25 protein-coding genes are annotated in these 24,566 nt (G+C 44.6%); 21 read left to right on the top strand and 4 right to left on the bottom strand.

Translation table 11 applies throughout. The features are described from left to right. The first annotated feature begins 20 nt into the window (after positions 1–20). From IGI94_RS14410 to IGI94_RS14340, 15 genes are all read left to right on the top strand, one after another. Complete coding sequence (locus tag IGI94_RS14410; protein WP_042890682.1) at positions 21–1,760, top strand: ABC transporter ATP-binding protein; 1,740 nt, start codon at positions 21–23, stop codon at positions 1,758–1,760. Further along, positions 1,699–3,621: an ABC transporter ATP-binding protein gene (locus IGI94_RS14405; RefSeq protein WP_228085046.1), complete on the top strand. Its 1,923-nt coding sequence runs from the start codon at positions 1,699–1,701 to the stop codon at positions 3,619–3,621. Before IGI94_RS14410 ends, IGI94_RS14405 begins: the two co-directional genes overlap by 62 nt. Before the next feature lie 201 nt (positions 3,622–3,822). Then, positions 3,823–4,317 carry a methylated-DNA--[protein]-cysteine S-methyltransferase gene (locus tag IGI94_RS14400; protein WP_438899908.1) on the top strand — a complete coding sequence of 165 codons (495 nt, stop codon included), beginning with the start codon at positions 3,823–3,825 and terminating at the stop codon, positions 4,315–4,317. Positions 4,318–4,420: 103 nt separating this feature from the next. Next, complete coding sequence (locus IGI94_RS14395; RefSeq protein WP_005233485.1) at positions 4,421–5,926, top strand: phosphoglucomutase; 1,506 nt, start codon at positions 4,421–4,423, stop codon at positions 5,924–5,926. A 19-nt stretch (positions 5,927–5,945) separates the two neighbouring features. Continuing rightward, complete coding sequence (locus IGI94_RS14390) at positions 5,946–6,149, top strand: hypothetical protein (protein WP_005227790.1); 204 nt, start codon at positions 5,946–5,948, stop codon at positions 6,147–6,149. 159 nt (positions 6,150–6,308) lie between these two features. Next, positions 6,309–6,983 (top strand): two-component system response regulator SapR, encoded by a 675-nt coding sequence (sapR, locus tag IGI94_RS14385; RefSeq protein WP_005227794.1) that lies wholly within the window; start codon positions 6,309–6,311, stop codon positions 6,981–6,983. Further along, on the top strand, positions 6,980–8,017 hold the full coding sequence (gene sapS / locus IGI94_RS14380) for a two-component system sensor histidine kinase SapS (RefSeq protein WP_016621950.1): 1,038 nt from the start codon (positions 6,980–6,982) through the stop codon (positions 8,015–8,017). The genes sapR and sapS overlap by 4 nt, the downstream gene beginning before the upstream one ends. Positions 8,018–8,132: 115 nt before the next feature. Then, positions 8,133–8,999 (top strand): GRP family sugar transporter, encoded by an 867-nt coding sequence (locus IGI94_RS14375; RefSeq protein WP_008379298.1) that lies wholly within the window; start codon positions 8,133–8,135, stop codon positions 8,997–8,999. A gap of 23 nt (positions 9,000–9,022) precedes the next feature. After that, positions 9,023–10,408, top strand: coding sequence for an APC family permease (locus IGI94_RS14370; RefSeq protein WP_005233503.1), 1,386 nt, complete (start codon positions 9,023–9,025; stop codon positions 10,406–10,408). A gap of 273 nt (positions 10,409–10,681) precedes the next feature. Then, a complete protein-coding gene (locus tag IGI94_RS14365) occupies positions 10,682–12,130 on the top strand; it encodes an ABC transporter permease (protein WP_438899992.1) in 1,449 nt (482 codons plus the stop codon). 12 nt (positions 12,131–12,142) lie between these two features. Next, positions 12,143–12,817 carry an ABC transporter ATP-binding protein gene (locus tag IGI94_RS14360; RefSeq protein WP_008379303.1) on the top strand — a complete coding sequence of 225 codons (675 nt, stop codon included), beginning with the start codon at positions 12,143–12,145 and terminating at the stop codon, positions 12,815–12,817. Further along, positions 12,810–14,123 carry a PASTA domain-containing protein gene (locus IGI94_RS14355; protein WP_016612967.1) on the top strand — a complete coding sequence of 438 codons (1,314 nt, stop codon included), beginning with the start codon at positions 12,810–12,812 and terminating at the stop codon, positions 14,121–14,123. Before IGI94_RS14360 ends, IGI94_RS14355 begins: the two co-directional genes overlap by 8 nt. A 40-nt stretch (positions 14,124–14,163) precedes the next feature. Next, positions 14,164–14,322, top strand: a complete 159-nt coding sequence (locus IGI94_RS14350) for a hypothetical protein (protein WP_005233508.1) — start codon at positions 14,164–14,166, stop codon at positions 14,320–14,322. Positions 14,323–14,396: 74 nt separating this feature from the next. After that, the gene (locus IGI94_RS14345; RefSeq protein ID WP_016612966.1) at positions 14,397–15,083 is read left to right on the top strand and encodes a response regulator transcription factor; all 687 of its coding nucleotides are present in this window, start codon (positions 14,397–14,399) and stop codon (positions 15,081–15,083) included. Next, complete coding sequence (locus tag IGI94_RS14340; protein WP_016612965.1) at positions 15,077–16,408, top strand: sensor histidine kinase; 1,332 nt, start codon at positions 15,077–15,079, stop codon at positions 16,406–16,408. Before IGI94_RS14345 ends, IGI94_RS14340 begins: the two co-directional genes overlap by 7 nt. 84 nt (positions 16,409–16,492) lie before the next feature. Here the strand turns inward: IGI94_RS14340 and IGI94_RS14335 are convergent, their stop codons facing one another. Both IGI94_RS14335 and IGI94_RS14330 read right to left on the bottom strand, forming a co-directional pair. Next, positions 16,493–17,686, bottom strand: coding sequence for a toxic anion resistance protein (locus IGI94_RS14335; protein WP_005233515.1), 1,194 nt, complete (start codon positions 17,684–17,686; stop codon positions 16,493–16,495). 97 nt (positions 17,687–17,783) lie between these two features. Next, entirely contained in the window at positions 17,784–18,425 is a 642-nt protein-coding gene (locus tag IGI94_RS14330; RefSeq protein WP_008379306.1) for a 5-bromo-4-chloroindolyl phosphate hydrolysis family protein, read from the bottom strand. 218 nt (positions 18,426–18,643) lie between these two features. On the opposite strand from IGI94_RS14330, the gene IGI94_RS14325 reads away from it, so the two are divergent. Further along, positions 18,644–19,222 (top strand): NUDIX hydrolase, encoded by a 579-nt coding sequence (locus IGI94_RS14325; protein WP_008379307.1) that lies wholly within the window; start codon positions 18,644–18,646, stop codon positions 19,220–19,222. Beyond that, entirely contained in the window at positions 19,215–19,511 is a 297-nt protein-coding gene (macP, locus tag IGI94_RS14320; RefSeq protein WP_005233519.1) for a cell wall synthase accessory phosphoprotein MacP, read from the top strand. The genes IGI94_RS14325 and macP overlap by 8 nt, the downstream gene beginning before the upstream one ends. Positions 19,512–19,568: 57 nt before the next feature. Here the strand turns inward: macP and IGI94_RS14315 are convergent, their stop codons facing one another. Continuing rightward, a complete protein-coding gene (locus IGI94_RS14315; protein WP_438899907.1) occupies positions 19,569–20,171 on the bottom strand; it encodes a class I SAM-dependent methyltransferase in 603 nt (200 codons plus the stop codon). 151 nt (positions 20,172–20,322) lie between these two features. Here IGI94_RS14315 and IGI94_RS14310 point away from each other — a divergent pair, with 151 nt between their 5' ends. The 3 genes from IGI94_RS14310 to IGI94_RS14300 are packed head-to-tail and all read left to right on the top strand — an operon-like array spanning position 20,323 to position 21,925. Further along, a complete protein-coding gene (locus IGI94_RS14310; protein WP_005227823.1) occupies positions 20,323–21,018 on the top strand; it encodes a 5'-methylthioadenosine/adenosylhomocysteine nucleosidase in 696 nt (231 codons plus the stop codon). 43 nt (positions 21,019–21,061) lie between these two features. Beyond that, positions 21,062–21,625: a cysteine hydrolase family protein gene (locus IGI94_RS14305; RefSeq protein ID WP_008379309.1), complete on the top strand. Its 564-nt coding sequence runs from the start codon at positions 21,062–21,064 to the stop codon at positions 21,623–21,625. Beyond that, complete coding sequence (locus IGI94_RS14300; RefSeq protein ID WP_087664562.1) at positions 21,626–21,925, top strand: hypothetical protein; 300 nt, start codon at positions 21,626–21,628, stop codon at positions 21,923–21,925. A 50-nt stretch (positions 21,926–21,975) separates the two neighbouring features. Here IGI94_RS14300 and IGI94_RS14295 read toward each other — a convergent pair whose 3' ends face one another. Further along, positions 21,976–23,868, bottom strand: coding sequence for a M13 family metallopeptidase (locus IGI94_RS14295; RefSeq protein ID WP_429961581.1), 1,893 nt, complete (start codon positions 23,866–23,868; stop codon positions 21,976–21,978). A 140-nt stretch (positions 23,869–24,008) separates the two neighbouring features. On the opposite strand from IGI94_RS14295, the gene IGI94_RS14290 reads away from it, so the two are divergent. Beyond that, on the top strand, positions 24,009–24,548 hold the full coding sequence (locus IGI94_RS14290) for a C39 family peptidase (RefSeq protein ID WP_005233534.1): 540 nt from the start codon (positions 24,009–24,011) through the stop codon (positions 24,546–24,548). Positions 24,549–24,566: the final 18 nt, after the last annotated feature.

Raw genomic sequence — 24,566 nt, 5'->3', positions numbered from 1 at the left:
CTATAGAAGGGACGAAACAAATGATAAAAAAATTACTCGCGAATGTTGGCAGCTATAAGAAGGACAGCTTGCTGACCCCTGTGTATGTAGCAGGAGAGGTTGCCTTAGATGTCATTATGCCCCTGATCATGGCCATGATGATCGACCAAGGGATCGAAAAAGGAGACGCCGGTGTGATTCTAAGAGATGGCGGCTTGCTTTTTTTATGTTCCTTGATCGCATTACTTTTAGGAACGCTTGGCGGACGAACGGCAGCGATCGCTTCGGCTGGTTTTGCCCGCAACCTGCGGCACAATCTGTTTCGCCGAATCCAAGATTTTTCCTTTTCAAACATTGACCGCTTTTCTTCCTCCAGTTTGATCACCCGCTTGACCACTGACGTGACCAACGTCCAAAATGCGTATCAAATGATTATTCGTATTCTGGTCCGCAGTCCGTTAGTTCTGATTTTCTCACTTGCAATGGTTAGCACCATCAGCCCAGAACTTATGACGATCTACTTAGTTGTTTTACCGATCTTAGCGATTGGCCTTGCCTTAGTGATTCGTTTTGCCCACCCGCTATTTCTAAAAGTATTCCGCATTTATGACCGCTTGAATAATGTGGTGCAAGAGAATCTACAAGGGGTTCGCGTTGTGAAATCGTATGTCCGGGAAGAACAACAAGAAGAACTGTTTGGCGAAGTGTCCACCGATGTTTATCGGAATTTCACTCTCGCGCAACGAATCGTCTCTTTTAACATGCCATTGATGCAATTTGCAGTCTATACATGTATGTTGCTCTTGTCATGGTTTGGTGCCCAGTTGATCGTGGAACAAAGTAGCCTGACGACTGGTGAATTAGTCAGCATGTTCAACTACACGATGCAGATTTTGATGAGCTTGATGATGATGTCGATGGCTTTCGTGCAGATTTTGATCGCACGAACGTCGGCAGAACGGGTCGTGGAAGTATTAGATGAAGAAAGTGACTTGAAAAATCCCGCCGAACCAGTCAAAGAAATCAAAGACGGCTCCATCATTTTTGAAAATGTCGGCTTTAGTTACGCCAATGACAAAAACAAGTTGGCGCTGATTGATGCGAATCTACGCATCGAATCCGGTGAAGTCATTGGGATCATTGGTGGAACCGGGAGCGGGAAATCCACCCTCGTCCAGCTGATCCCCCGCTTATATGATGTGATTGAAGGGCGTGTCATCGTCGGCGGTCATGATGTTCGCGATTATGATTTAGAAGCATTGCGGGACCAAGTAAGTATGGTCTTGCAAAACAATGTACTCTTTAGCGGCACCATCAACGACAATTTACGTTGGGGCAATGAAGAGGCGTCGGATGAAGAGATCCAGCGCGTGGCGACGATCGCACAAGCCGATCCCTTCATTCAAGAGTTTCCTGATAAATATGAAACGCAGATCTCACAAGGAGGGAACAATGTTTCCGGTGGGCAAAAACAACGGTTGACGATTGCTCGCGCCTTATTAAAGAAACCGAAAATCTTGATTCTCGATGATTCTACTAGTGCCGTCGACACCAAAACCGATCGCAGTATCCGCGAAGGCTTGAAACGAGAAATTCCGGGAACGACGACGATCATTATTTCCCAACGGATCAATTCGATCGAAGACGCCGACCGGATCATCGTAATGGATGATGGCAAAATCAATGGCATCGGTACCCACGAAGAATTGTTGGCAAACAATGCCATCTATCAAGAAGTGTACCATTCGCAGCAGAAAGGATTTGGTGAAGGTGAAGAATAGACAAGCAGCAAATCCCAAGCGTACATTAAAACGTTTATTGCGAACGATGTTTGGCGACTACAAAGGACAACTCCTATTCGTCGTTGTTATGATCTTGTTAAGTGCTTTTGCCAACGTTCGTGGTTCGTTGTTTTTACAAGTCGTGATCGACGATCATATCACACCGCTTTTAGGGCAAGCCAATCCTGATTTTGGCGGCTTGTTTCGGGCGATCGTCCAAATGGCGATCATCTACCTGATTGGGATCTTGGCCGCACTGATCTATAACTTTATGATGGTCAAGATCAGTGAGGGCACGCAGAAAAAAATCCGTGACCAAATGTTTACACATATGCAGTCTCTACCAGTCGGCTACTTTGATGCCCGCTCAGATGGCGACATCATGAGTCACTTTACCAACGATACGGACACGTTGCGTCAAATGATCTCCCAAAGTATTCCAAACTTGATGATGGCGGCGGTAACCTTTTGTTCTGTCTTTATCGCCATGTTCTCCATCAGTGTTCCATTGACTCTGTTCGTGATGCTGTCGGTTATTTTGATGCTGAATGTGATCCGCATCATTTCTCGCCGCAGCGGCCGCTTCTTTGGCGCACAGCAACGAGATTTAGGCGCTGTCAACGGGTATATCGAAGAAATGATGCACGGACAAAAAGTCGTCAAAATCTTCAATCATGAAAAAATCGTCATGGAAGAATTTGATGCCTTAAATGATCAACTGCAAGAAAGTGCCACTAAAGCCAATGTCAATGCCAATACCTTGATGCCGATCATGATGAACTTACTAAATGTCCAATATGTCTTGATCGCCATCATTGGTGGCCTGTTTGCCATCAATGGTGTTTCTGGACTGACGGTCGGGATGATCGCTTCTTTCTTGCAACTGAGCCGTTCATTGAATGGCCCTATCAGCCAAGTATCACAACAAATCAACTTTGTAATCATGGCATTAGCCGGTGCTGAGCGAATTTTCAACCTATTAGATGAAACGCCAGAAATCGATCATGGCTACGTCACACTGGTCAATGCCAAATGGTCGCAAGGTCAACTAGTTGAAACCAAAGAACGAACAGGCACGTGGGCGTGGAAACATCCCCACGAGGATGGAACCATTACCTATACGGAAGTGACGGGAGACGTGCGGTTTGAAGATGTTGATTTCGGCTATGTCGATAATCAACTGGTCTTACATGAGATCAATCTGTATGCAGAGCCTGGGCAAAAAGTTGCCTTTGTTGGTGCAACAGGTGCTGGTAAGACAACGATTACCAATCTGATCAATCGGTTCTACAACATCCAAGACGGGAAGATTCGCTATGATGGTATCAATATTGAAAAAATCCATCTGGAATCCCTCCGTCGCTCATTAGGAATCGTTTTGCAAGACACCCATTTGTTTACTGGAACGATTCGCGAGAATATTCGCTTCGGAAAACTGGATGCCAGTGATGAAGAAGTGCTGGCAGCAGCGAAACTAGCCAATGCCGACATGTTTATCAACCATTTGCCAGAAAAATACGACACCGTGATCACGGGCGATGGCGAAGGGCTTTCCCAAGGTCAACGGCAGCTGTTGGCAATTGCTCGCGCAGCGATCGCTGATCCGCCAGTGATGATCTTAGACGAAGCCACCTCAAGCATCGATACCCGTACAGAGCGTATCGTCCAATCAGGGATGGATCGTTTGATGTCTGGACGGACCGTGTTTGTGATCGCCCATCGATTGTCTACAATCCAAAACTCCGATGCCATCATGGTGATGGATCATGGCCGTATCATTGAGCGGGGGACCCATGAAACGCTGTTGGCAGAAAAAGGCACCTATTATCAGCTATATACTGGGAAAATCGAATTGGATTGATTCTGCCATTGCTACGGCTTGAAGCTGCAGCGACTGGCGATCTGCCTATTTTCCCCTTGTTTGCAACGACCGATTGGCAGTAAGCCAGTCGGTTTTTTTGCGCAGCTCGAAAAAATGGTATACTGTCACTGAGACAGCCGTAGAACGGCGGCAGCACGTAAGCAGTTGTGCTGCGGAAAATGGATTCCATGAGGTGAAAATATGAAACTAGCATTGGCAAAGATCGTTTTAGACGAAGAATGGTATGAGGTGGTCCAATCGGAAAAAGGGCTAGTGTATTTTGGTCGGCAGCAGGATCATCATGAATTACTCAAATTCTTTCCATTGGCTGAAATCAGTAGTATAGCTGACCTTGATCCAGTAATTGAAACGCAGCTGCAAGCTTATTTTGCAGGGGAACCAGTGACGTTTACTTTTGCGTTTGATTTTGTAGGGACACCGTTTCAACAAACCGTTTGGCAAGCACTGACCCAAATTCCTTATGGTGAAACCACTACGTACAGTGACTTGGCGCTGCGCATTCAACGTCCGATCGCTGTCCGAGCTGTCGCCAACGCAGTGGGGCGTAACCCAATGATGATCGTGGTTCCTTGTCATCGGGTGTTAGGAAAAAACGGCCGCTTGACGGGGTATCGGGGCGGGTTAGCAACCAAACGCCGACTACTGCAACTGGAAGGGATTCCGTTTAAAGAATAAGGAAAGTAAACTATTTATAGTAAAAAATACTAAAAAGCAATTTCATTTCCTTTTTTCTCTGGTATAATAAAATTGATTCCGGTTACAAGAAGGGGTGGAGGAAATGAACATCGTTGATTTGCAAAATGGTTCTGATATTCGAGGGATTGCGATCGCAACAGAAAAAGAACAGGTGACGCTGACGGAGCAAGCGGTTCGGCAAGTTGCTTCGGGCTTGCGCAACTGGTTGGAAACAAAGGGCAGCGGACCTTTTCGCGTGGCAGTCGGTCGTGACAGTCGCTTGAGTGGCGAAGCACTGCAAGAAGTGTTGATGGCACAGCTGCAGCAAGAAGGCGTGGCAGTGATCGATTGTGGCTTGGCAACGACACCAGCCATGTTTATGAGCACACAGTTTGCGGATTTCGACTGTGATGCTGGTGTGATGCTGACAGCGAGTCATTTGCCTTATTACTTTAATGGAATAAAAATTTTCAGCCGCCAAGGCGGTGCCGAAAAAATGGATATCCACTATATTTTGACCCACACTACCGTTCATGAGGCAGCGGAAAAAGGAAGCTATCAGCAAAAAGACCTGCTGACGCCTTATGCCCAAGATCTACTGCAAAAAATTCGCCAAGGGATGGGAACCAATGAGGAAAAACCTTTGGCTGGATTAAAGATCATTGTTGATGCAGGCAATGGTGCCGGCGGCTTTTTTGCTGAAAAAGTGTTGCTGCCGCTAGGGGCAGATACGAATGGCTCGCAATTTTTAGAACCGGATGGGCATTTTCCCAATCATATCCCTAATCCAGACAATAAAGAGGCGATGGCAAGTATTCGTGAAGCCGTCTTACGAGAACAAGCCGATCTAGGCATTATTTTCGATACCGATGTCGACCGCTCGGCTGTCGTGACCAAAAGCGGTGAGCCCTTGAACCGCAACAATATGATTGCTGTATTAAGCAAGATCATCTTAGCGGAACACCCTGGCACGCGTATCGTCACTAATTCACCAACCTCTAATCATTTAAAAACCTTTATCGAAGCACTGGGAGGGCAGCAAGTACGCTATATTTCTGGCTACCGCAATGTGATCAACAAAGCGATTGAATTGAATGAAGCAGGACTGGACACACAGTTAGCCATCGAAACCAGCGGGCATGCCGCGTTTAAAGAAAATTTCTTTTTAGATGACGGGGCGTACGTGATCGCCAAGCTCTTGATGATGCTGCCACAATTGCAACAGCAAGGCACGACACTGGATGAGCTGATCGCGGCGTTGCAACAACCCGCCGAGACCCAAGAATTGCGCTTTGCGATCCAAAAAGCCGACTATCAAGACTATGGTCGCCAAGTGATCGCGGATTTAGCCGATCATTTGCTGCCAGGCTGGCAGATCGATCCAGAAAATGAGGAAGGCATTCGCATCAACTTGACAGCGCCCTATGGCCAAGGCTGGTTCTTGCTGCGAATGAGCTTGCACGAACCACTGCTGGTGCTGCAGATCGAAAATGATGAAGCGGGTCATCTACCGGCAGTCGTTCAAGCAATCGGTCGCTTCCTATCGCAGTATGAAGCCATCGATCAAAGTAAACTGACACAGTTTTTAGCACAGCAACCAAAAATTTGAAGAAAAGCAGGGAACTAAAATGGTGATCTTGATGCTGCTGATCATGGCAGTGACGTATGGTGTGAATTTTTTCTTGTTTCGTTATTTGAACAAACGACCAAAAATCGATGTCGTTGAACGGTTATCAATGCTATTAGGTGTCAACATGAGTGTGCTTTTTTTCGATGGGATTTTATTGTTTATCGGAAAACTACTAATTGAGACTGTTGAGATCATCGAGTAACCTAGTCGTCCGTTTTTTGTTTGCCTCTTCACTGATTCCTCAGGACAGTGAAGAGGTTTTTTAGGGTTTGCTAAAAACGGCGATTAATGTTCGCATTCGTTTTTGATATTTGATAAAGTAAAGAGGAGAAAATTACGCAAAGTGAGGGAATTCACGGATATGGCAAAAATAATGGTAGTAGAAGATGAAGCGGTGATTCGCCAACTGATAATCGAAGAACTAGAAAAATGGCAGTTTGAGACCTTTGGCACGACGGATTTCCATCAAGTGTTGACTGACTTTGAAGAACAAGAGCCCCAACTGATTTTACTGGATATTAATTTGCCGGTTTTTGATGGCTACTATTGGTGTCAAAAAATCCGCGAAGCTTCCAAAGTACCAATCATTTTTATTTCCAGTCGCAATACCAATATGGATATGATCATGGCCATGAATATGGGGGCGGACGATTTTGTGACAAAACCTTTTGAGATCGACGTTCTGATTGCAAAAATCAATGCCTTATTGCGCCGTTCCTACAACTATGTAGAAAGCAGCAGCGAGACGTTAGTGCATAACGGTTTGACCCTCAATATCGACAACAGCAGCATGTATATCAATGGCGAAAGCATCGATCTTAGCAAAAACGAATACCGCCTGCTGTATATTTTGATGAAAAATCACGGCAAGATTTTAAGTCGTGAAAAACTCTTGCGGGCCTTATGGGATGACGAGCGTTTTGTAGATGACAATACCTTGACGGTCAATATCAATCGTTTGCGACGAAAAATCGAACAAGCGGGGATGAATGGCTACATTGAAACCAAGGTTGGTCAAGGGTATATCGTACCATGACAAAGTGGCGGGTTTTGCGCAGTTTTTTGAAAGATCGTTGGCTGCTGTTTATTGGCTGGCTGGTCTTTTTCGTGTTGACGGTCTTAGTTTTTTGGCTGACTCCTCATTCCCCGATGGATTGGGGTACAGTCGGCTATCTCTTTTTGATGCAAAGTGTCTTGATGGTGTTCTTTTTGGCAATCAGCTACTTATCTAAGCGGCGTTTTTGGCAAAAAATCACCCCCAAGCCCGGAGACAGCTTGCTGCAAAACTACTTGCAAGGAGCACGCTCGGCGGAAGAAGAACGGATCGAATCTTACATCAATCAGTTGATCCGAGAGCACCAAGAATTGATGCAGCAAGTCGTCAGCAATCAAGAAGAACAAAAGGAATACATCGATTCGTGGGTCCATGAAATCAAAGTACCTTTAGCCGCATCACGATTGCTTTTGCATTCGATCGAATTTGATATTCCAGATGAAAAATTCATCTTACTAGAAAATGAATTGAACCGCATGAACGAATATGTCGAGCAAGTCTTGTACGTCGCCCGTTTGGACAGCTTTTCAAAAGATTATCTGGTCCAAGAAATTTCATTGAAAGCCGTCATCCAGCCGGTTTTACGCAGTCAGGCAAATTATTTTATCCAAAAGAACCTGCACTATGCCGTTGAAGGTGAGGATCAGCAAGTGTTGACCGATGAAAAATGGCTCGGCTTTATCTTTCGACAATTGGTCAGCAATGCCGTTAAGTACACACCACAAAATGGGCAGCTGACAATTCGGATCGAAAAAGATGCCCAAGGAACCTATCTCCACTTGCAAGATAGTGGGATCGGCATTCCTAAAGAAGACATGCGTCGCATCTTTGATAAAGGCTTTACGGGCGAAAATGGGCGCCAAACGGACACCCACTCGACGGGATTAGGGCTCTTTTTAGCGAAAAGTTTAGCGAAGGAATTAGGCATCGAGCTAACGGCTTCGTCGACAGTTGGAAAAGGAACCACCATGACGCTGTTCTTTCCCTTGTTGAGTTATTATGAGGAAAAACGCTAATCTGCTTTTTTTCGAGTATCTTTTTGTGTTTTTTGACAAAAATCACTTGTCCCTAGAACGTTTTCACTGATACACTAAAGCCTGTGTTTAAAATTGAATGGTAAGGATGAATGAAATGGAGATACTCGTTGCATTAGTACCAATGTTTGCGTGGGGCAGCATTGGTTTAGTAAGTGCCAAACTTGGCGGGGATGCGAACCAGCAAACGCTAGGAATGACGATTGGTGCCTTTTTCTTTTCTCTGGTCGTATATTTTGTGACGATGCCAGTGATTGATGGAAAGGTGATTTTGATCGGTCTTTTGTCTGGTCTCTTTTGGTCCGTCGGTCAAAACGGTCAATTCCATGGCATGAAATATTTAGGTGTGTCTGTTGGACTGCCGCTTTCAACCGGCATGCAGCTGATTTTAAATACGGTCGCCGGTGCATTGTTTTTTGCGGAATGGACCCAGACCCGCGATTATGCATTAGGTGTTAGCGCATTGATCTTATTGGTGATCGGGGCTTATCTGACCGCTCGCCAAGATGGTGAAAGTCCGGTAGAAGCCGGCAGCAAGATGCTTGATTTTCCTAAAGGATTTCGGGCATTGATCTCATCCACGATTGGGTACGGCGCCTATACGATTTTGATTACTTGGGCAGGATTGGACCCATTGGCGATCATTTTGCCACAAAGTGTCGGGATGCTGATCGGTGCCAGCCTATTTGCTTTAAGAAAGACGAAGGTCGACCGTTTTGTAGGGAAAAATACCTTGTCAGGATTGTTATGGGGCATCGGCAATGTCTGCATGCTGATCACGGTTCAGCAAGTCGGACTAGCGGTGGGCTTCTCATTGTCGCAGATGGGAATCATCATTTCAACGCTAGGCGGGATTTTTATTCTCGGCGAAAAGAAAACCAAAAAAGAACTGCGGTATGTGGTGATTGGTTGTCTGCTGGTGATTATCGGCGGTGTTTTGCTGGGGTATATGAAAGCAACATAAACGTATATTTTTGAGGAGGAGTTATGGATTTATTTCGAAAAAAAGTCATACAACGGGAAAGTGTGACGAATTTAAAAAAAGAGTTGAAGTTAAAAGATTTGATTATGTTGGGGATCGGCGCCATTATCGGCACAGGTATCTTTGTTGTTACAGGGACTGCTTCTGCTGAGTATGCCGGACCGGCATTGATTCTTTCCTTTGTTGTAGCTGGTATCGTTGTTGTGTTATCAGGGCTTTCTTTTGCGGAATTTGCTTCTCGGATCCCCGTTTTAGGGGGCGCCTATTCGTATCTGTATGTCGTTTTTGGTGAATTTACCGCGTGGCTGGCAGGCTGGTTTTTGATTTGCGAGTTCTTATTGGCCGTTTCTTCGGTGGCATCTGGCTGGTCAGGCTATGTGCAAGGATTTTTGGCCAGTGCGGATATCCATTTACCAACCGCGTTGACGGGCGGTTATGACCCAAGCAAGGGGACCTACATTGATTTGATTGCTGGTTTAGTCATTATTTTTGTAACCTTGTGGGTCAGCCAAGAAGCGAAAAAAGCGTTACGTTTGAACAATGCTATGGTATGGGTCAAATTCGGCGTGATCCTCTTGTTTATCGTCTTTGGTGCCTTTTTCGTGGAACCAGACAACTGGCAGCCCTTTATGCCCTTTGGTTTTTCAGGCGTTTTTAATGGTGCAGCGTTAGTTTTCTTTGCTTTTCTTGGCTTTGATGCCGTCGCAATGGCAGCGGAAGAAGTCGAAGATGCCAAGAAAAATGTCCCTCGAGGAATCATTGGTTCCATTGCGATCGCAACAGTCCTCTATATCATTGTCACACTGATCATGACGGGAATCGTGCCGTTTGCGGAATTAGGAGTCAATGACCCGGTGGCTTTTGCAATGCGTTATGTTGGGCATGGGGTTGTCGGATCAATCATTTCTGTGGGTGCGATCTTGACCTTATTAACAGTGACGATCGCTATGATGTACTCCTTGGCGCGTCTGTTATATGCCATCAGTAAAGATGGGTTATTGCCAAAAGCGATGCAAGCCATTGATCCAAAGCATCAAACACCAAAGAAAGCGACCTACATCGCGGGTGTTTTTGCTTTCTTCTTTGCGGCAGCTTTCCCATTGAATATCTTGGCAGAATTGACCAACATTGCGGCATTGTCGTATATGATCTTAATGTCCTTAGGAATCATCAAGCTGCGGAAGATGATGGGCCCACCTGCTAAAGGCGAATTCAAAGTACCACTGGTACCGTTATTGCCTTTGTTGTCCGTTGCCAGCTGTCTCTTCTTGATGACCCGTCTACAAACGGCGACCTGGATCGTTTTTGGGATCTCCTTAGTGATCGGAATCGCGATCTATTTTGTATATGGCTATCGTAACAGCGAATTAAATGAGAAAATTGACGAATAGGATTGTGAAAAGGCAAAGACCCGGATGCGGTTTTTGTCTTTTTTTATGTAAATATAGCCGAGCTTCCTATAAGCAGCGTTTTAGGAGGCTTTTTTTGTTATTCAAATAGTGGTCATTTCTGGTGATGATCATTGCAATGACAGTCTTTCTTGATCAAAAGTCCTCTATGAATCTGCTTTTTTTGAGAAATTTTCCAAATGACAGATTCGCTAAAGGTTCATCCAGTATGCTTTTGTTAGAGAAAAAAAGAGAGGATGTTGGCAATTGAATTATATGAAACGGGCATGGCTGAGTGTGACGAGAAAGCGAGGGAAATCTGCAATATTGTTTGCTGTTATTCTAATTTTAGGAAATGTGATCGCTGGTGCAATTGCGGTCAATCAGTCGACTCAAAATGTCGAAAAGCAGATCAAAAACCAATTAGGTTCCCTCGCAACGATCGATATCGACTATGAAGCCTTGATGGCAAATAGTGAGGGCGGCGCAAGTATGGAGGAGATTCAGCCGCTGCCGGAGGAGCTGATCAAACAAATTGGCGAGCGCTCGGAAGTCAAACAGTATGACTATTTGCGAGAAGCAATGATTGCTGTTGATAAATTCAAACCCTATAGTTTTAGACCAGAAGTTGAAAACGAGAATATCATGGTTTCTGGAGGTATGGATTCTTGGGTCTATTTAACAGGAACCAATCTCTTACAACCGTTGGATTTTGAAGAAGATACGGTGAATTTAACACAGGGACGCTTCTTTACAGAAGAGGAACAGCGTACCGGAAAACGTGTAGGGTTGATTTCTGAAGAGGTGGCTCAGGAAAACGGCTTGACCGTTGGTGACACCATGGTATTAGATGGACAGTTTATCGATTATTCGTCTGGTGAAGAGACAGAGAAACAAAAAGGCAATGATTACCCAATTGAAATCGTCGGGATCTTTAAAAACACAAATTTAGAAAAAGCGAATGAAAAAAATGATAATTCGAGTTCGTCCTTTTTTGATGATAGTCCCTTCAATCGTATCTATATGCCAAATGATGCTGTGAAAACGATTGTTGAAGAGGAACGTGCGGGGCAACAAGCGGCATTTCCAGCGACAGATCCTGGTTCTGATAAGGATTTCTTTACCCCGCAATTTATTTTGAATCAACCAGAAGATGCAGAACAATTCAAACAAGAGGTGACACCACTCTTGCCAAATGGCTATAAGGTCAATGCTTCTACGGATGAGTATGACCGTGTGGGAACCAGTATGAATCGCTTATCACAAATTTCCTCGTATGTCGTAGTGATTGCGGTGATTGCTTCCTTGATTATTATCTCCTTGATCATTGTCTTGTTTACCCGAGATCGTAAATATGAGTTAGGTATCTACCTTTCGTTAGGGGAACGCCGGAAATACGTGTTTGCACAGATTGTGATCGAACTCCTGTTGATTGGTGTCAGTGCAATGCTGATCTCCTTGGTTACAGGGAATATGCTGGGCAAGATGGTTTCTGAATCTTTGTTAACCAGCAGTATGCTAGAGGCAAACCAGACAGGGATGGAACAATTCTTTGTGGGTGCACCGAAAATCGACCAAGCGACGATCAACGAGGCGTTTCGCGTTCAATATACCTTATCTTATGTGATCGCCTTTTTAGCGACTGGGATCGTGACGATCTTGCTTTCGGCAGTGGTGCCGCTGTTGTATATTTTACGGTTGAATCCGAAAAAAATCATGCTGTAAGGAGCGATGAACATGGCAATTTTAGAAACAAAAGACATGACGTATTACTACCAAGATGGCGAGAATCGCCGGAAAATTTTAGATAAAACCAATATCTCCTTTGAAAAAGGCAAATTTTACACGATCTTAGGAAAATCAGGCTCAGGAAAGACCACTTTTCTTTCCTTGATCAGTGCATTGGATCAGCCAACCGATGGGGAAGTGTTTTTTGAAGAAAAAAATATCAAAACGATCGGTTATGAAGAATATCGCCGCAACAAAATCAGTTTGATTTTTCAAAGTTACAACTTGATCCCTTATTTGACGGCTTTAGAAAACGTCCTTGTTTCGATGGCGATTTCAGACAACAAACTCCCGGATCAGCACGATCAAATTGCGTATCGTTTGCTGGACTATATCGGCATCAATTCCACGAAAGCCGATCGTTTCGTCAATCAGCTTTCTGGTGGGGAACAGCAGCGGGTCGCCATCGCTCGTGCTTTAGCGACCAACGTTGATATCATTTTAGCCGATGAACCTACCGGGAATTTGGATGAAGGCATGGAACAAGAAATCGTGGATATTTTTAAAGAACTAGCGGCGATCCACAACAAGTGCATCATCGTAGTGACCCATTCGACCGAGATCGCCAAGCAGTCAGATCAGACTTTTTACTTAAAAAAAGGTGCGTTGACGGCCTATGAGTGATTTTTTATCGAAGTTTGAAGAAGAACCGAAACAGCCAGACAAGGGATCAGCAGCAGCCGAAGTACCTTCTTCCCGTGCTTCCCGCAAAGAAAAAGGTTCAGCTTCTTTAGAAGAGGGGATCGAACATGATCCCTCCTTCAAAAAGAAGCGGCGAAAAAAACGACTGCTAGGGTTAGCTGCCTTGCTTGGACTCTTTATACTCAGCGGCTTTTTATTTTTCCAATTGGCGTATGTCCGGTTGGATAACTTTGTGGACAAAGAGATCTCAGAGGTCAGAGAATGGGCAGCGGAACATGATCTTGCGGTTGATGTCACACCAGCCTATGATGAAGCCCCAGCCAATCAAGTGATCGCCCAAGCAGAAGCCGCCAGAAGTCGAGTCAGAAAAAGAAGCACCCTGCATCTAACCGTGAGCCAAGGACCTGATCCAGAAGAGAAATTGGCATTGCCAGACTTTATGGAAATGACGAGGGACGAGGCAGCAGAGTGGATCGAAAAAAATCAAGCAAGCAATTTGACGATCGTCGATGAATACCACGATGAGATCGAGGAAAAAGCACCGATTCGAGTAGAATTTACCAATAAAGAAGTCTCACGAGAGAACTATCATCGTCGAGATGTCGGACGAGTCTTTTATTCCAAAGGCGAAGAAACCTTTGAAAAAGATATTGAAGTACCAGACTTTAGTGATAAAACCCGTGCAGAGGTAGAAACATGGGGGAAAGCCCATGAGCTGGAGCTTGAAGTCAAAGAACAGGCTTCGGATACTGTGGAAGAAGGCAAGGTCATTGAACAAAGCGTGGCACCAAAAGAAAAAATCGCGAAACGGGATGCGTTTCAAGTAACGATTTCCCTAGGGAAAGGGGTCACCGTACCAGACTTTTCAACGATTTTACCAGATGATGCCCAGGCCGCTGTTGAGGGTGTCACTGTGCGGATGCGGATGCAGTTTACTCAGAGTCTGCCCTATGGACAATTGATCTCGCAAAGTGAGACCGCCGGGACCGTCTTAACCAGCAAAGATGACAAAGGCATTGAAGTCGTCTATTCGGCAGGTCAACCTTATATCAAAGATTACCGTCGAAGCGAGATCCTTGAAGGGGATCTGCAAAAACTCTTCTTTGATGAATTCCGTTCAAAAGGGGCGAACATCAGCTATCAAGTCCGTTACGTCAACTCAGCAGAACCCTATGGGACGATCGTGGGGATGAGCAAGTTCAATCAGTTTCTGCCGTTAGAAGATACGATCACCTTTGATATCAGTTTAGGCAATCAGACAGCCCCTGCGGCATCTGATTCTGAATAGTCGCTTTCTTTTTTAGTCAACCTGCAAAAGGAGGAAACCCATGCGTCATCAAGAGAATTTTCAAGACCTTAGGAAAAAGCTGTTTGTGTTTTTACTAAGCGGTATGGTAGCATTGTTGCTACACATGTGGATTCATCAATCCAGCGAACACGTGCGGATCGTTTCAACAGAACGTTTTATTGGAGAACAATTGGAATGATCCTACAGGAATGATTATGCTTACCGAAAAGTGATTGAAAAAAGAAATGATGAGTGCAAAAGGGGGACTGACCAATGCGGATTTTATTCGTAGAAGATGAGCCATCGATCGCAGAAGCTGTTGCCAGCTTATTGAAGAAACAACATTATTCCGTCGATTTGGCCTTTGACGGCGAAACCGGATTAGATTATGCAGCGAGTGGTGTATATGACATTCTCGTTTTGGATATCATGCTGCCCAAAATCGATGGAATCACATTGCTAAAGACGTTACGCAAGCAAAATATTCGCACGCCGATCATTATGTTGACGGCCAAAAGCGAAGTCGATGACAAAGTACTCGGCTTGGATGCAGGGGCAGATGATTACTTGACGAAACCCTTTCAAATGAAAGAGTTGCTGGCACGGATTCGTTCGCTAGGCAGAAGAAAAGATTTGGATTATCAAGAAGACCAGTTAGCCTTTGGCAACGTGGGCTTAGATCGTAATGAGCTGCAGTTAGCCACGCCTAGCAATCAAGTGGTGTTGTCACCCAAAGAAATGAAACTGATGGAACTGTTCTTATCTAGACCCAAAGTGATCTTATCAAAAGAAACCATCATCAATAAAATTTGGGGCTTTGATCCCGATGTGGAAGAAAACCGCGTTGAAATCTATGTGTCTTTGCTGCGGAAAAAACTGACGCTGCTTGAAGCGGATATCGGCATTCGCACGATCCGCAATGCGGGGTATATTTTGCAGAGCAAGGAGCCGCCATGTTAAAAAAATTGCGAAATAAAATGCTGTGGTTCAATATGGCGTTGATCTCAATCATTGTCTTAGGTGCCTTTACCTTTATCTATATTTTGAATGCCACCCAAATTGAAAACGAGATCCAATCATTGATCTCGCAAGAAGCAAACACCCTAGCTGCGGTACCTTTGGATGAGGAGGAAGTGCGGCAATCACTGACAGAGCCTGAGTATCCAATGATGTTGACCATCACGAATAGTACCAGTGAGCTCAGAGAGATCGCTCTACTTGACATTAGCCAAATGGATGTCGTGATTCAAAGTATTGATGAGAGCGTCGATCAAAACGAGCTTTATGAAGCCTTGGTCGATGCAGCGGCGAAACAAGGGGAGATTCCTAACGAAGTGAAGGTGAATGGTCGAAATTGGCGGTATGCGCTCTTTTTAGTGACTTCTTTCAATCAATACTCAATCGATTACGATGCAATAGGGGAATATTCCACCAGTATCAATAATTACGAGCCATTTTATCAAGTGCTGTTCTTTGACGTCACCGACTACAAAACCAGTCTAAGCAACTTAAGAAACACGCTTTTGCTCATCGGCGTTTTAGCTTTAGCCAGTATTTATATCGCTAGTTTTTATGTGGCCAATCGAGCCTTGCGACCGGTGGAACTGGCTTGGCGCAAACAAAAAGAGTTTGTTTCTAACGCTTCCCATGAGTTGAAAACACCACTGGCGATCATTCAAGTCAATGCTGAGGTATTAGCTGGCAGTCCAGAAGAAACCTTGGAAAGCCAAATGAAATGGCTGGAAAACATTCAGTTAGGTTCCGAACGGATGGATGAGCTAGTAAATAGCTTATTGATGTTGACCAAATTTGAAAGTGCCGAGCAAGAAATGGTGCGTTCGGTGATCGATGCCAGTCAAGTCGTGCAAAGTGTTTATCAAAGCATGGAGGCGATTGCGCTGGAAAAAGGGATCCACTATCAGGAACAGATCGCTAAACAGGTGCGCCTTGAAAGCAATGAGCAAGCCTTGCGGCAATTGACCATGATATTGGTAGACAATGCCTTGAAATACACGCCCGCTGGAGAAACAGTCACAGTGGCCCTAATCGAACGGCAACGAAAGACAGTGCTGCAAGTCTCCAACGGTGGTTGTCCGATCCCCGAAGAAAAAATTCCCTATGTCTTTGACCGCTTCTACCGCGGGGATCCTTCTCGCAACCATCAAGACGGTGGCTATGGGTTAGGTTTAGCCATCGCCAAAGCCATCACAGAAATGCTGCAGGCGCAAATCAGTTTGACGGTGGATCAAGACGGCGTCAATCATTTTGAAGTTTCATTTCATTGAGATTGGATCGCTGCTTTCACTTAAATAAAATTTTTCAAAAAAAGAGGACTCCATGAATGGAAGTCCTCTTTTAATAGGTGAAATTTACTTGTTGCTAGTTAAATCCAATAAGCGGTCTTTCAAGTCTTCTTCTAGATGACCCAATTCCACTTCGGCAGCACGACGTTTTTCTTTTCCTTCTTTTTGGATCCGTAATGTTTCTTGGATCGTTTCCACAAGGTCGTTTTGTGTTTTTTGCAATGTTTCGATGTCGACGATGCCGCGCTCGTTTTCTTTCGCTGTTTCAATAGCAGAAACTTTCAACATTTCTGAGTTTTTCTTCAATAGATCATTGGTGGTTTCAGAAACTTGACGCTGTGCCGTAACTGCATCTTTTTGACGCAATAAAGTCAAGGCAATCACCACTTGGTTTTTCCATAGTGGGATCGCTGTATTGACAGAAGCTTGGATTTTTTCTGCTAACGCTTGGTTCGTGTTTTGGATCAGGCGAATTTGCGGTGCCTGTTGGATCGTGATTTGACGTGCCAAGCGCAAGTCATGGGTCCGTTTGTCTAAACGATCTAGGAATTGCGTGTAATCGTTGGCGATCTGTACGTCCATTTGATCATTCGTTTCTTCTGCTTTTTTCATGGCTTCAGGAATGATTTTGGTTTGCAATTCTTGCATCTTCAACTCGCCAGCGGCAATGTAGATGTTCAATGCATCGAAGTAATCTTTGTTCTTTTGATACAACTGTTCCAACATCAGGTTGTCTTTTAGCAAACCGTCTTTTTCTTTATCCAATTTGACGGCGATCTTGTCGATTTGGGCACCGATTTTTTGATATTTAGCGGTGATTTCAAAAATGGATTGTTTTACTTTACCAAACATCCGCTTGAATAAGTTGCCTTCACCTGCACGCAGTTCATCTGGATTGGCTTCTTGTAAGCGATACATCAACTCAGTCAATGAGTCGCCCACAGGGCCGATATCAGCTGCTTGGACATGGTTCAACATAGATTGGGAAAACTCCCCAAGTTTGGTTTGGGCAGCTGCACCATAGGTGATGACTGCTTGCTGGTCAGTTGCATCGATCTTGCTGGCTAATTCTTGGGCCTGTGCTTGACGCTCTGGCGGTAATTTGTCAATCAAACGCGGTGCTGTTTGCTGTTCTTTCAGCTGACTGATCTCCGCTTGTTGAGTAGTGGTCAAAGTGTCGACAGGGGTTGAAAATGGGTTGTTCAATAAATCGTCAAGCGTATCCGTTACGGGTTTTACTTGATTTGGTGTGTCACTCATAATAACTCCTCCTAATAATTGTCTGCTTTCGAAAAAAATCTAGCCTGGGCTAGATTTTTTTTTAGATTCTTTTTTTGTTGCCAATCAGAATCTATCCCTATTCATTATCTCGTTTTATGCTTTGTTTGGCAATGGATAACTCAATATCCATGTCATCAAGATCGTCTGCTACAAATTGGGAGTAGTCTTTGGCGATCAAGGAAGCCATTTGCTCGATAATTTGTGTGCTTTCTTCGATTTTATCATAGGTCTCACGACTTTTGATCTCATGGCTATTGATTTCAATGAACTTATCGGTCAAATCGACCATATTGGGCAAGTGGGTATAAAGGAAATGACTTGCCAAAGGCAGTTTAGTTGGTTCTTTTACGAGTTCTTTGAAAAGAGCTTTTGAGGCACGCAAGGCATCGTGACGCAAGTCAATGGCTTTTAACTTGTTATTGCTAGTGATATTTTTTTGGTATTTATCGATTTGGTGTTTCGTCTGATTCATCGTTTCACGGAACAATTCGATCTCACGAGCAGTCATTCCGCTCTTCAAGTAATGGGCTTCTCGTTCTCTCGTTAAAGAAGGCAAAACTTGTGGATCCGCTGCCGGAACTTTACGTCCTCTGATACCGACGTAGACTAAAATTGCACCGACGATTAATAATAGGCTCGCAAATGAATCGCCTACTACGTTAAAAATAATACTGATGAGGACGATCGCACCAACGATCAGCCAGATGTTTTTTTTCATTTTTCCTCCTCCTAAAAATCTCTTGGACAAGTAGATTGGGTTATTCGACATCTTTATTTTAGCATGTTCACTAAAAGAAAAATATCAGACTTGGGGTGGATTTTCCGATTTTTAGTAAATTCATAAGCTTTCTTGCCATTTCTTAAGAAGATATTTTTTCTAAATTATGCTAAAGTGTTTGATAGATAAGACGTATGAGGAAAGTTAGGTGTCGATAGATGTTAGAATTTAAAGATTTTGAAGAAAAAACGATCCAACGGAATGAAATTTTCCATGGCAAAATCATTGATGTGGTGGTTGATGATGTCTCCTTGCCCAATGGTGGAACCAGTAAACGCGAACTAGTCTTCCACCCAGGTGGGGTGGCCGTGATCGCCTTGACGAGTGAGAACAAAATGCTGTTCGTTCGCCAATTCAGAAAGCCATTAGAGCGAGTGATTTTAGAGATACCAGCAGGCAAAATCGATCCAGGAGAAGGCGCACGTCCAGATTTGACTGGCGCCCGGGAATTGGAAGAAGAGACTGGCTATCGCGCAAAAACGCTAGAGCATGTTTCTTCTATGTACCTTTCACCAGGCTTTGCGAATGAAATCTTGCACGTCTATTATGCGAAAGAGCTGGAAAAAGTGGCAAATCCCTTACCGCAAGACGAAGACGAAGTGCTGGAAGTCTATGAATTGAGCTTAGAGCAAGCACAAGCCGCTATCGCTGATGGAACGATCTGTGATGCGAAGACCGTGTTTGCGATCCAATTTTGGGAGTTGCTGGAATTGAAACGGAGGAACGGACTTGCCTAAAGAACCATTGATCACCCGCAGTGAACTTCGACGCCGACGCGAAGAAGAACAAGCGGCGTCTGAACGTAATCAGCAAATCGTAGAAAAGCAAAGCAAGAAAGAATGGAAACAAAAAGAAAAACAAATCGATAACCACTACCGAAAAGTGCGCAAGAAAAACAAAGAAATCACGAAGACCCGTGCCGGTGAGAACCAGAAATCTCGGGATTTGAACCGTTTTTTAATGAAAGCCATTGTGATCGTCACTTTATTGTTAGTCGTCGTCGGTTTGGCGATCTTTTTGTTGTGATTCATCTAGAACAAAGAAAAAGCCGCCCCTGCATCTTCTGCAAGTGCGGCTTTTTTGTTATTCGGTCGGCTTTTTCAAAATAGCTAAAAACATGGCAACTGGCTGATTCATGAACAAATGATCCGCTTCATGAAAAACGGTAAAGGAAGTGTCGGTAAACCCAATCGCCTCTGTCAGTTGAGTCAATGCAGCAGGGTCAAACCCATTATGAACCAGCGGGTGAGACACGGCGGGATTTTTGAGGAAATCCACTAGGTAAAGGGTTCCTCCTGGCTGCAGCAAGGCGTATAGTTTTTCCATCATAGCGGCTGTGTCAGGAATATGCAGCAAGACGAGGGATAGCAGCACAGCGTCTGCTTTTGCTTGTAAGGATTCTTGCAGCAGATCGTGGACAGTTGCAGAAGCATTGGCCAGCTGCAGTTGGTTGATTTTTTTTTCAGAAACCTCGATCATGCCAGGGGCAGTATCCCAGATGGCTAAGTGCTGGACATAAGCTGCTAAGGGCAGACTTACTAGGCCGGTACCGCCGCCGATATCGATCAGAGTTTGGTGCTGGTTGTCTTTAAAATAAGGTTCAAGGGTTTGGGTGACTAATTGTGCTAACGCGATCCGTTCAGGGGTATCGTATTTTGCTGCCATGGCGTTGAAAATTTCAGACATAAGTGCCTCCTTTGATAATGACAAAAAACTGTTCGTTTCGTCAAAACTAGTTTATCATGAAAGGAGAAAAACACGTCAGTAGATACGTGGGAATTTCTGTTGTTTTTCATTTTAAAGTATGAAAAATAAACGAGAAGTAGGAGGCAAACACATGAAAATTGGTATTATTGGTGCAATGGAGGAAGAAATCAAGGCGTTGCGGGAACAGTTGATTTCACCGCTTTCTTGGGAACGCGGCGGCGCACTATTTATTTCAGGAAGTATCGGCAATCATGAAGTGATCGTCGTTCGTTCAGGTATTGGCAAAGTTCTGGCATCGATCACCACTAGTTTACTGATCCAACAATACGGGGTCAATATGGTGATCAATACTGGATCAGCTGGTGGGATCGGTGCCGGTTTACAAGTAGGGGATTTAGTGATCTCAGATAAAGTGGCCTATTTTGATGTCGATGTGACTGGCTTTGGTTATGAATATGGCCAGTTGCCTGGTGGGATGCCTTTGTATTATGAAGCCAGCCGCTATTTGATCAGTGAGATGACGAAAGCCGCAGAAGCGACTCATCATACCGTGAAAAAGGGACTGATCGTTACTGGTGACAGCTTCATTCATGACCCGCAAAAAGTACAGGAGATTTTAGGACATTTTCCAGATGCCTTGGCTTGTGAGATGGAAGGAGCCGCGATCGCACAGACCGCGCAGCAATTCAATATTCCTTTCTTGATCGTGCGCGCGATCAGCGACACCGCCGACCACGCAGCAACCGTCTCTTTTGATGAGTTTATCTTAGAAGCTGGCAAGCGTTCCGCTGAAATGGTCTTGGCATTCGTTGAAACATTAAAGTAACTTAAAAAACAGGAGAGCCGATCCGTAAGAGGAGGAAGGAAGCATGAGAGCATTACTATCCATTGATTATACGTTTGATTTTGTTGCAGATGAGGGACGATTGACGACGGGTGCTGCTGGGCAAGCGATTGAAGCTGCCTTAGTGGCTCGGACGCAAGCCTTTATCGAAGCCGGTGAGTATGTCGTTTTTGCCATTGATCGTCATGAGGAAACAGACAACTATCATCCTGAAAACCGCTTGTTCCCACCCCACAATCTTGCGGGCAGTGCGGGGCGACATCTTTATGGTCGTTTAGCCCCGCTTTATGAAACCTATCAGGAAGCGCCAAATGTCTATTGGATCGACAAGCGCCATTACTCAGCGTTTAGTGGTACCGACTTGGACATCCGACTCCGGGAAAGAGGGATCACGGAATTGTACCTGACCGGCGTTTGTACCGACATCTGTGTCTTGCATACAGCAGTGGATGCCTATAATTTAGGCTACCAACTGGTGATCGATGCAGATACCGTTGCCAGCTTTGACGCGGTCGGACATGAATGGGCACTACGCCATTTTGAAAATACCCTTGGTGCGAAAATCATTTCTGCGAAGGAGGAAGCATAAATGGGATGGATGGATCAATTAAAAGCAAATTTCAGTTTCAGTGAACTGACTAGCCTTTATCAAGCGTATCAAAAAGGGAATCTTGATGTGAAGGCGTTGTTGAACAATGACTTCTTACAAAAGTATACAGATTTTCAGAACTTGGATGAGTTTATGGCTAAACTAGGAATCCAGAATGAAAACCAAATCTTCGACTTTCTAAAAGACCGCCCCAATCGACAAAAAGCCGATAAAGTCGTCAATGAGCATTCTCAATTCGATTCTGTGATTAGTATGATGAAAAAAGCTTTACAGAAATAAACAATTGGCGAAGAAAAAGCGCAAGCAGAAAAATCTGCTTGCGCTTTTGTTTACCAGATCTGCACACGATCTTCTGGTGCACGATACATAGGGTCACCAGGTTTGATATCAAAGGTTGTATAGAATTCATCGATATTTTGGACTTGGATATTGGCCCGTAGTTTAGCTGGTCCGTGGACATCGATCGCCAGTAAGAGCTGTTGGTATTGTTCTTTGGCTTTTGTACGCCAAATCTTCGCCCAATTGGTGAAGAAGTCTGTTAAAGAAACATCGCTTTCTTTTTGCGCTGCTTCTAGCGCACAGCTTAGTCCGCCTGCATCGGCGATGTTTTCAGAAACAGTCAATGTTCCGTTGACGGTACCGCCGGCAAAGGGCAGGCCATCAAACTCGTCGATCATCGCTTGAGCTAAGCGTTCAAAGTGTGCCAAATCTTCTTCTGTCCACCAATTGTTTAAATTACCATATTCATCAAATTTTGCCCCGTTGTTGTCAAAGGCGTGGGAGATCTCATGAGCAATGACCGCGCCGATCCCCCCATAATTTGCGCTGGTGGATTGCTCCAAACTATAAAAGGGCGCTTGTAAGATTGCTGCTGGGAAAACGATCACGTTCTTAAATGGGTGATAGTAGGCATTCACGGTAGCGGCGGACATTTCCCATTCCTCGCGATCCACGGGCTGCTGCCATTTTTTGAAGGTATCTTCTCGGAACAAACGATTGAAATGAAGGGCATTTGCCAACAGACTTTTCTCTTCATCGGTATGCAATTGATCATAAATAGCAGGAACTTGATCAGGGTACCCGACATGGATGCCTAAACGATTCAATTTGATAATCGCTTTTTGGCGGGTTTCTTCACTTAACCACGTGTTGTTGCGCAAACGATCTTGGTAGACAGCAATCATTGTTTCCACCATGTGTTTGACGTCTTTTTTCGCCATTTCCCCAAAGTACTTGCGTCCATAATAATCACCGATCACTTGACTAAAATGACCCATCGTTAAGTAATAAGCCGCTTTTTGTTGGGGAGCCGCTTCATCGATCCCTGATAAGTAGCGACTGTAGGTTCCGCCTAACTGACGCAATTCTTCACTCAGATAGCTAGTATAGCGCAAGCTTTGGTTGACGATCATCCAGCCTTTCAAGAGTTCAAAATGGCTATCAGAAACAATAATGTCAAAGGCTTCAAAGTAAGCGGGTTCCGTTACGATCAGCTCTTCTGGTGTACCTGGTAAAAGGGCTGTCAAGAGTTGTGTGAAATCGATCTTGCTAGCTTGCTTTGCAAATTCCTCCAAGGAGCGAGGATTGTAGTTTTTACTATAATCCGCACTTTCTTCCGCACTGCGGACATGAGGGGCGATCAATTTATCAAATGCGATCGCTTGCTCTACCAACGATTCCGCTTCTGCTTGGTCTTTTCCGTAAGCAACTAAAACGTTGACGGCCATCTCAAAGTAGACTTGCAGCATTTCGCCTGCTTGGGGATTTTCTGTGTAATAGGTTTTATCCGGCAAAATAGTAGCAGGCGGATAGACCGACAAAGTATTCATTTGCGCATTTTTCATGTCTGCATCGACATCCAGTTGGAAAGGCAAGGCAATACCCTCTAAAACGAAACTTGCCAGTTGCTGATTCAATTCCTCATAAGAACGCAACGCTTCGATTTTTGCTAATAGTGCATTTGCTTCAGTAGCGCCAGCTGCCTCTCGTTGGGCAAAATCGCTGGCTAAGCGGTAAAAAGCCACAGCATCCTTCATGCGGCCTTTTGGCGTAGCATGGGGATCGTGTGCCATATTTTCAAATTCTGCGATCATTAAGGAATCGATTCCGTCAACGAGATCTTGGAATCCACCCGTAGCGGGTTTATCTGCTGGAATAACAGCGGTCTCCAGCCACTCGCCATTTACATAGTCATAAAAATCATCTTTTAACAAGGTTGTCATGTCTTTCGCTCCTCTCGCTTTCTACTATTATGAAACAAAATCTGTAAGGACGCAAAGAAAAGTTTTCTAGACGAAAAAGGGTTTTGATCCAAGTAGGAGGAGAATCTAAGGTATAATAAGAAAAAAGGCAGGTGAACGAGATGGAACAAGTAGAGTGGAAAGGGATCGCCGAAGAGCGGTTTCGTCCGTATAAGCAGTGGGTCACTCCTTCAGGGTATTTATGCGGCACCTATGCGGCAGCCGTCTTTTTGGCCTACTATCAAGATTACATCGATGAAACGATCATCCCGAAAGCGTTTCGCAGAAAAAAACAGCGGGATCTGACAGTAGTGACGGAAATGCTGCGTGTGCTGATTCAGCCTCATGGGTTGCCGACAATCGCTTGGCAAGTCAGTCATGGATTGACTCGGTTTTTCGATCAATTCCAATTGCCTTACCGCGGACGTGCGACCGTTGTTGGCGGTTGGCATCGAGCGTGCAAACGAATCGACGAAGGCAAACCGGTGATCATCGGTATTTTGAAGCCTTTAGGTAGCACATATGGCAATCATTGGGTCGTGGCTTACGCCTACGCTGAAACCGCCAGCGGAGAACGCTATTTTAAAGTTCATGACAACTGGGGTAACTACAAAAAAGTGATTCCCGCCAGTTGGGTAAACGGTACCGTCACACTTCCTTGAACGAGACGGTTAAAAAAA

The organism is Enterococcus sp. AZ149 (assembly GCF_051714285.1).
Lineage (GTDB): Bacteria > Bacillota > Bacilli > Lactobacillales > Enterococcaceae > Enterococcus_D > Enterococcus_D entomosocium.
The sequence above is the reverse complement of the archived record's forward strand: the minus strand, read 5'-3'. Positions and strand labels throughout refer to the sequence as shown.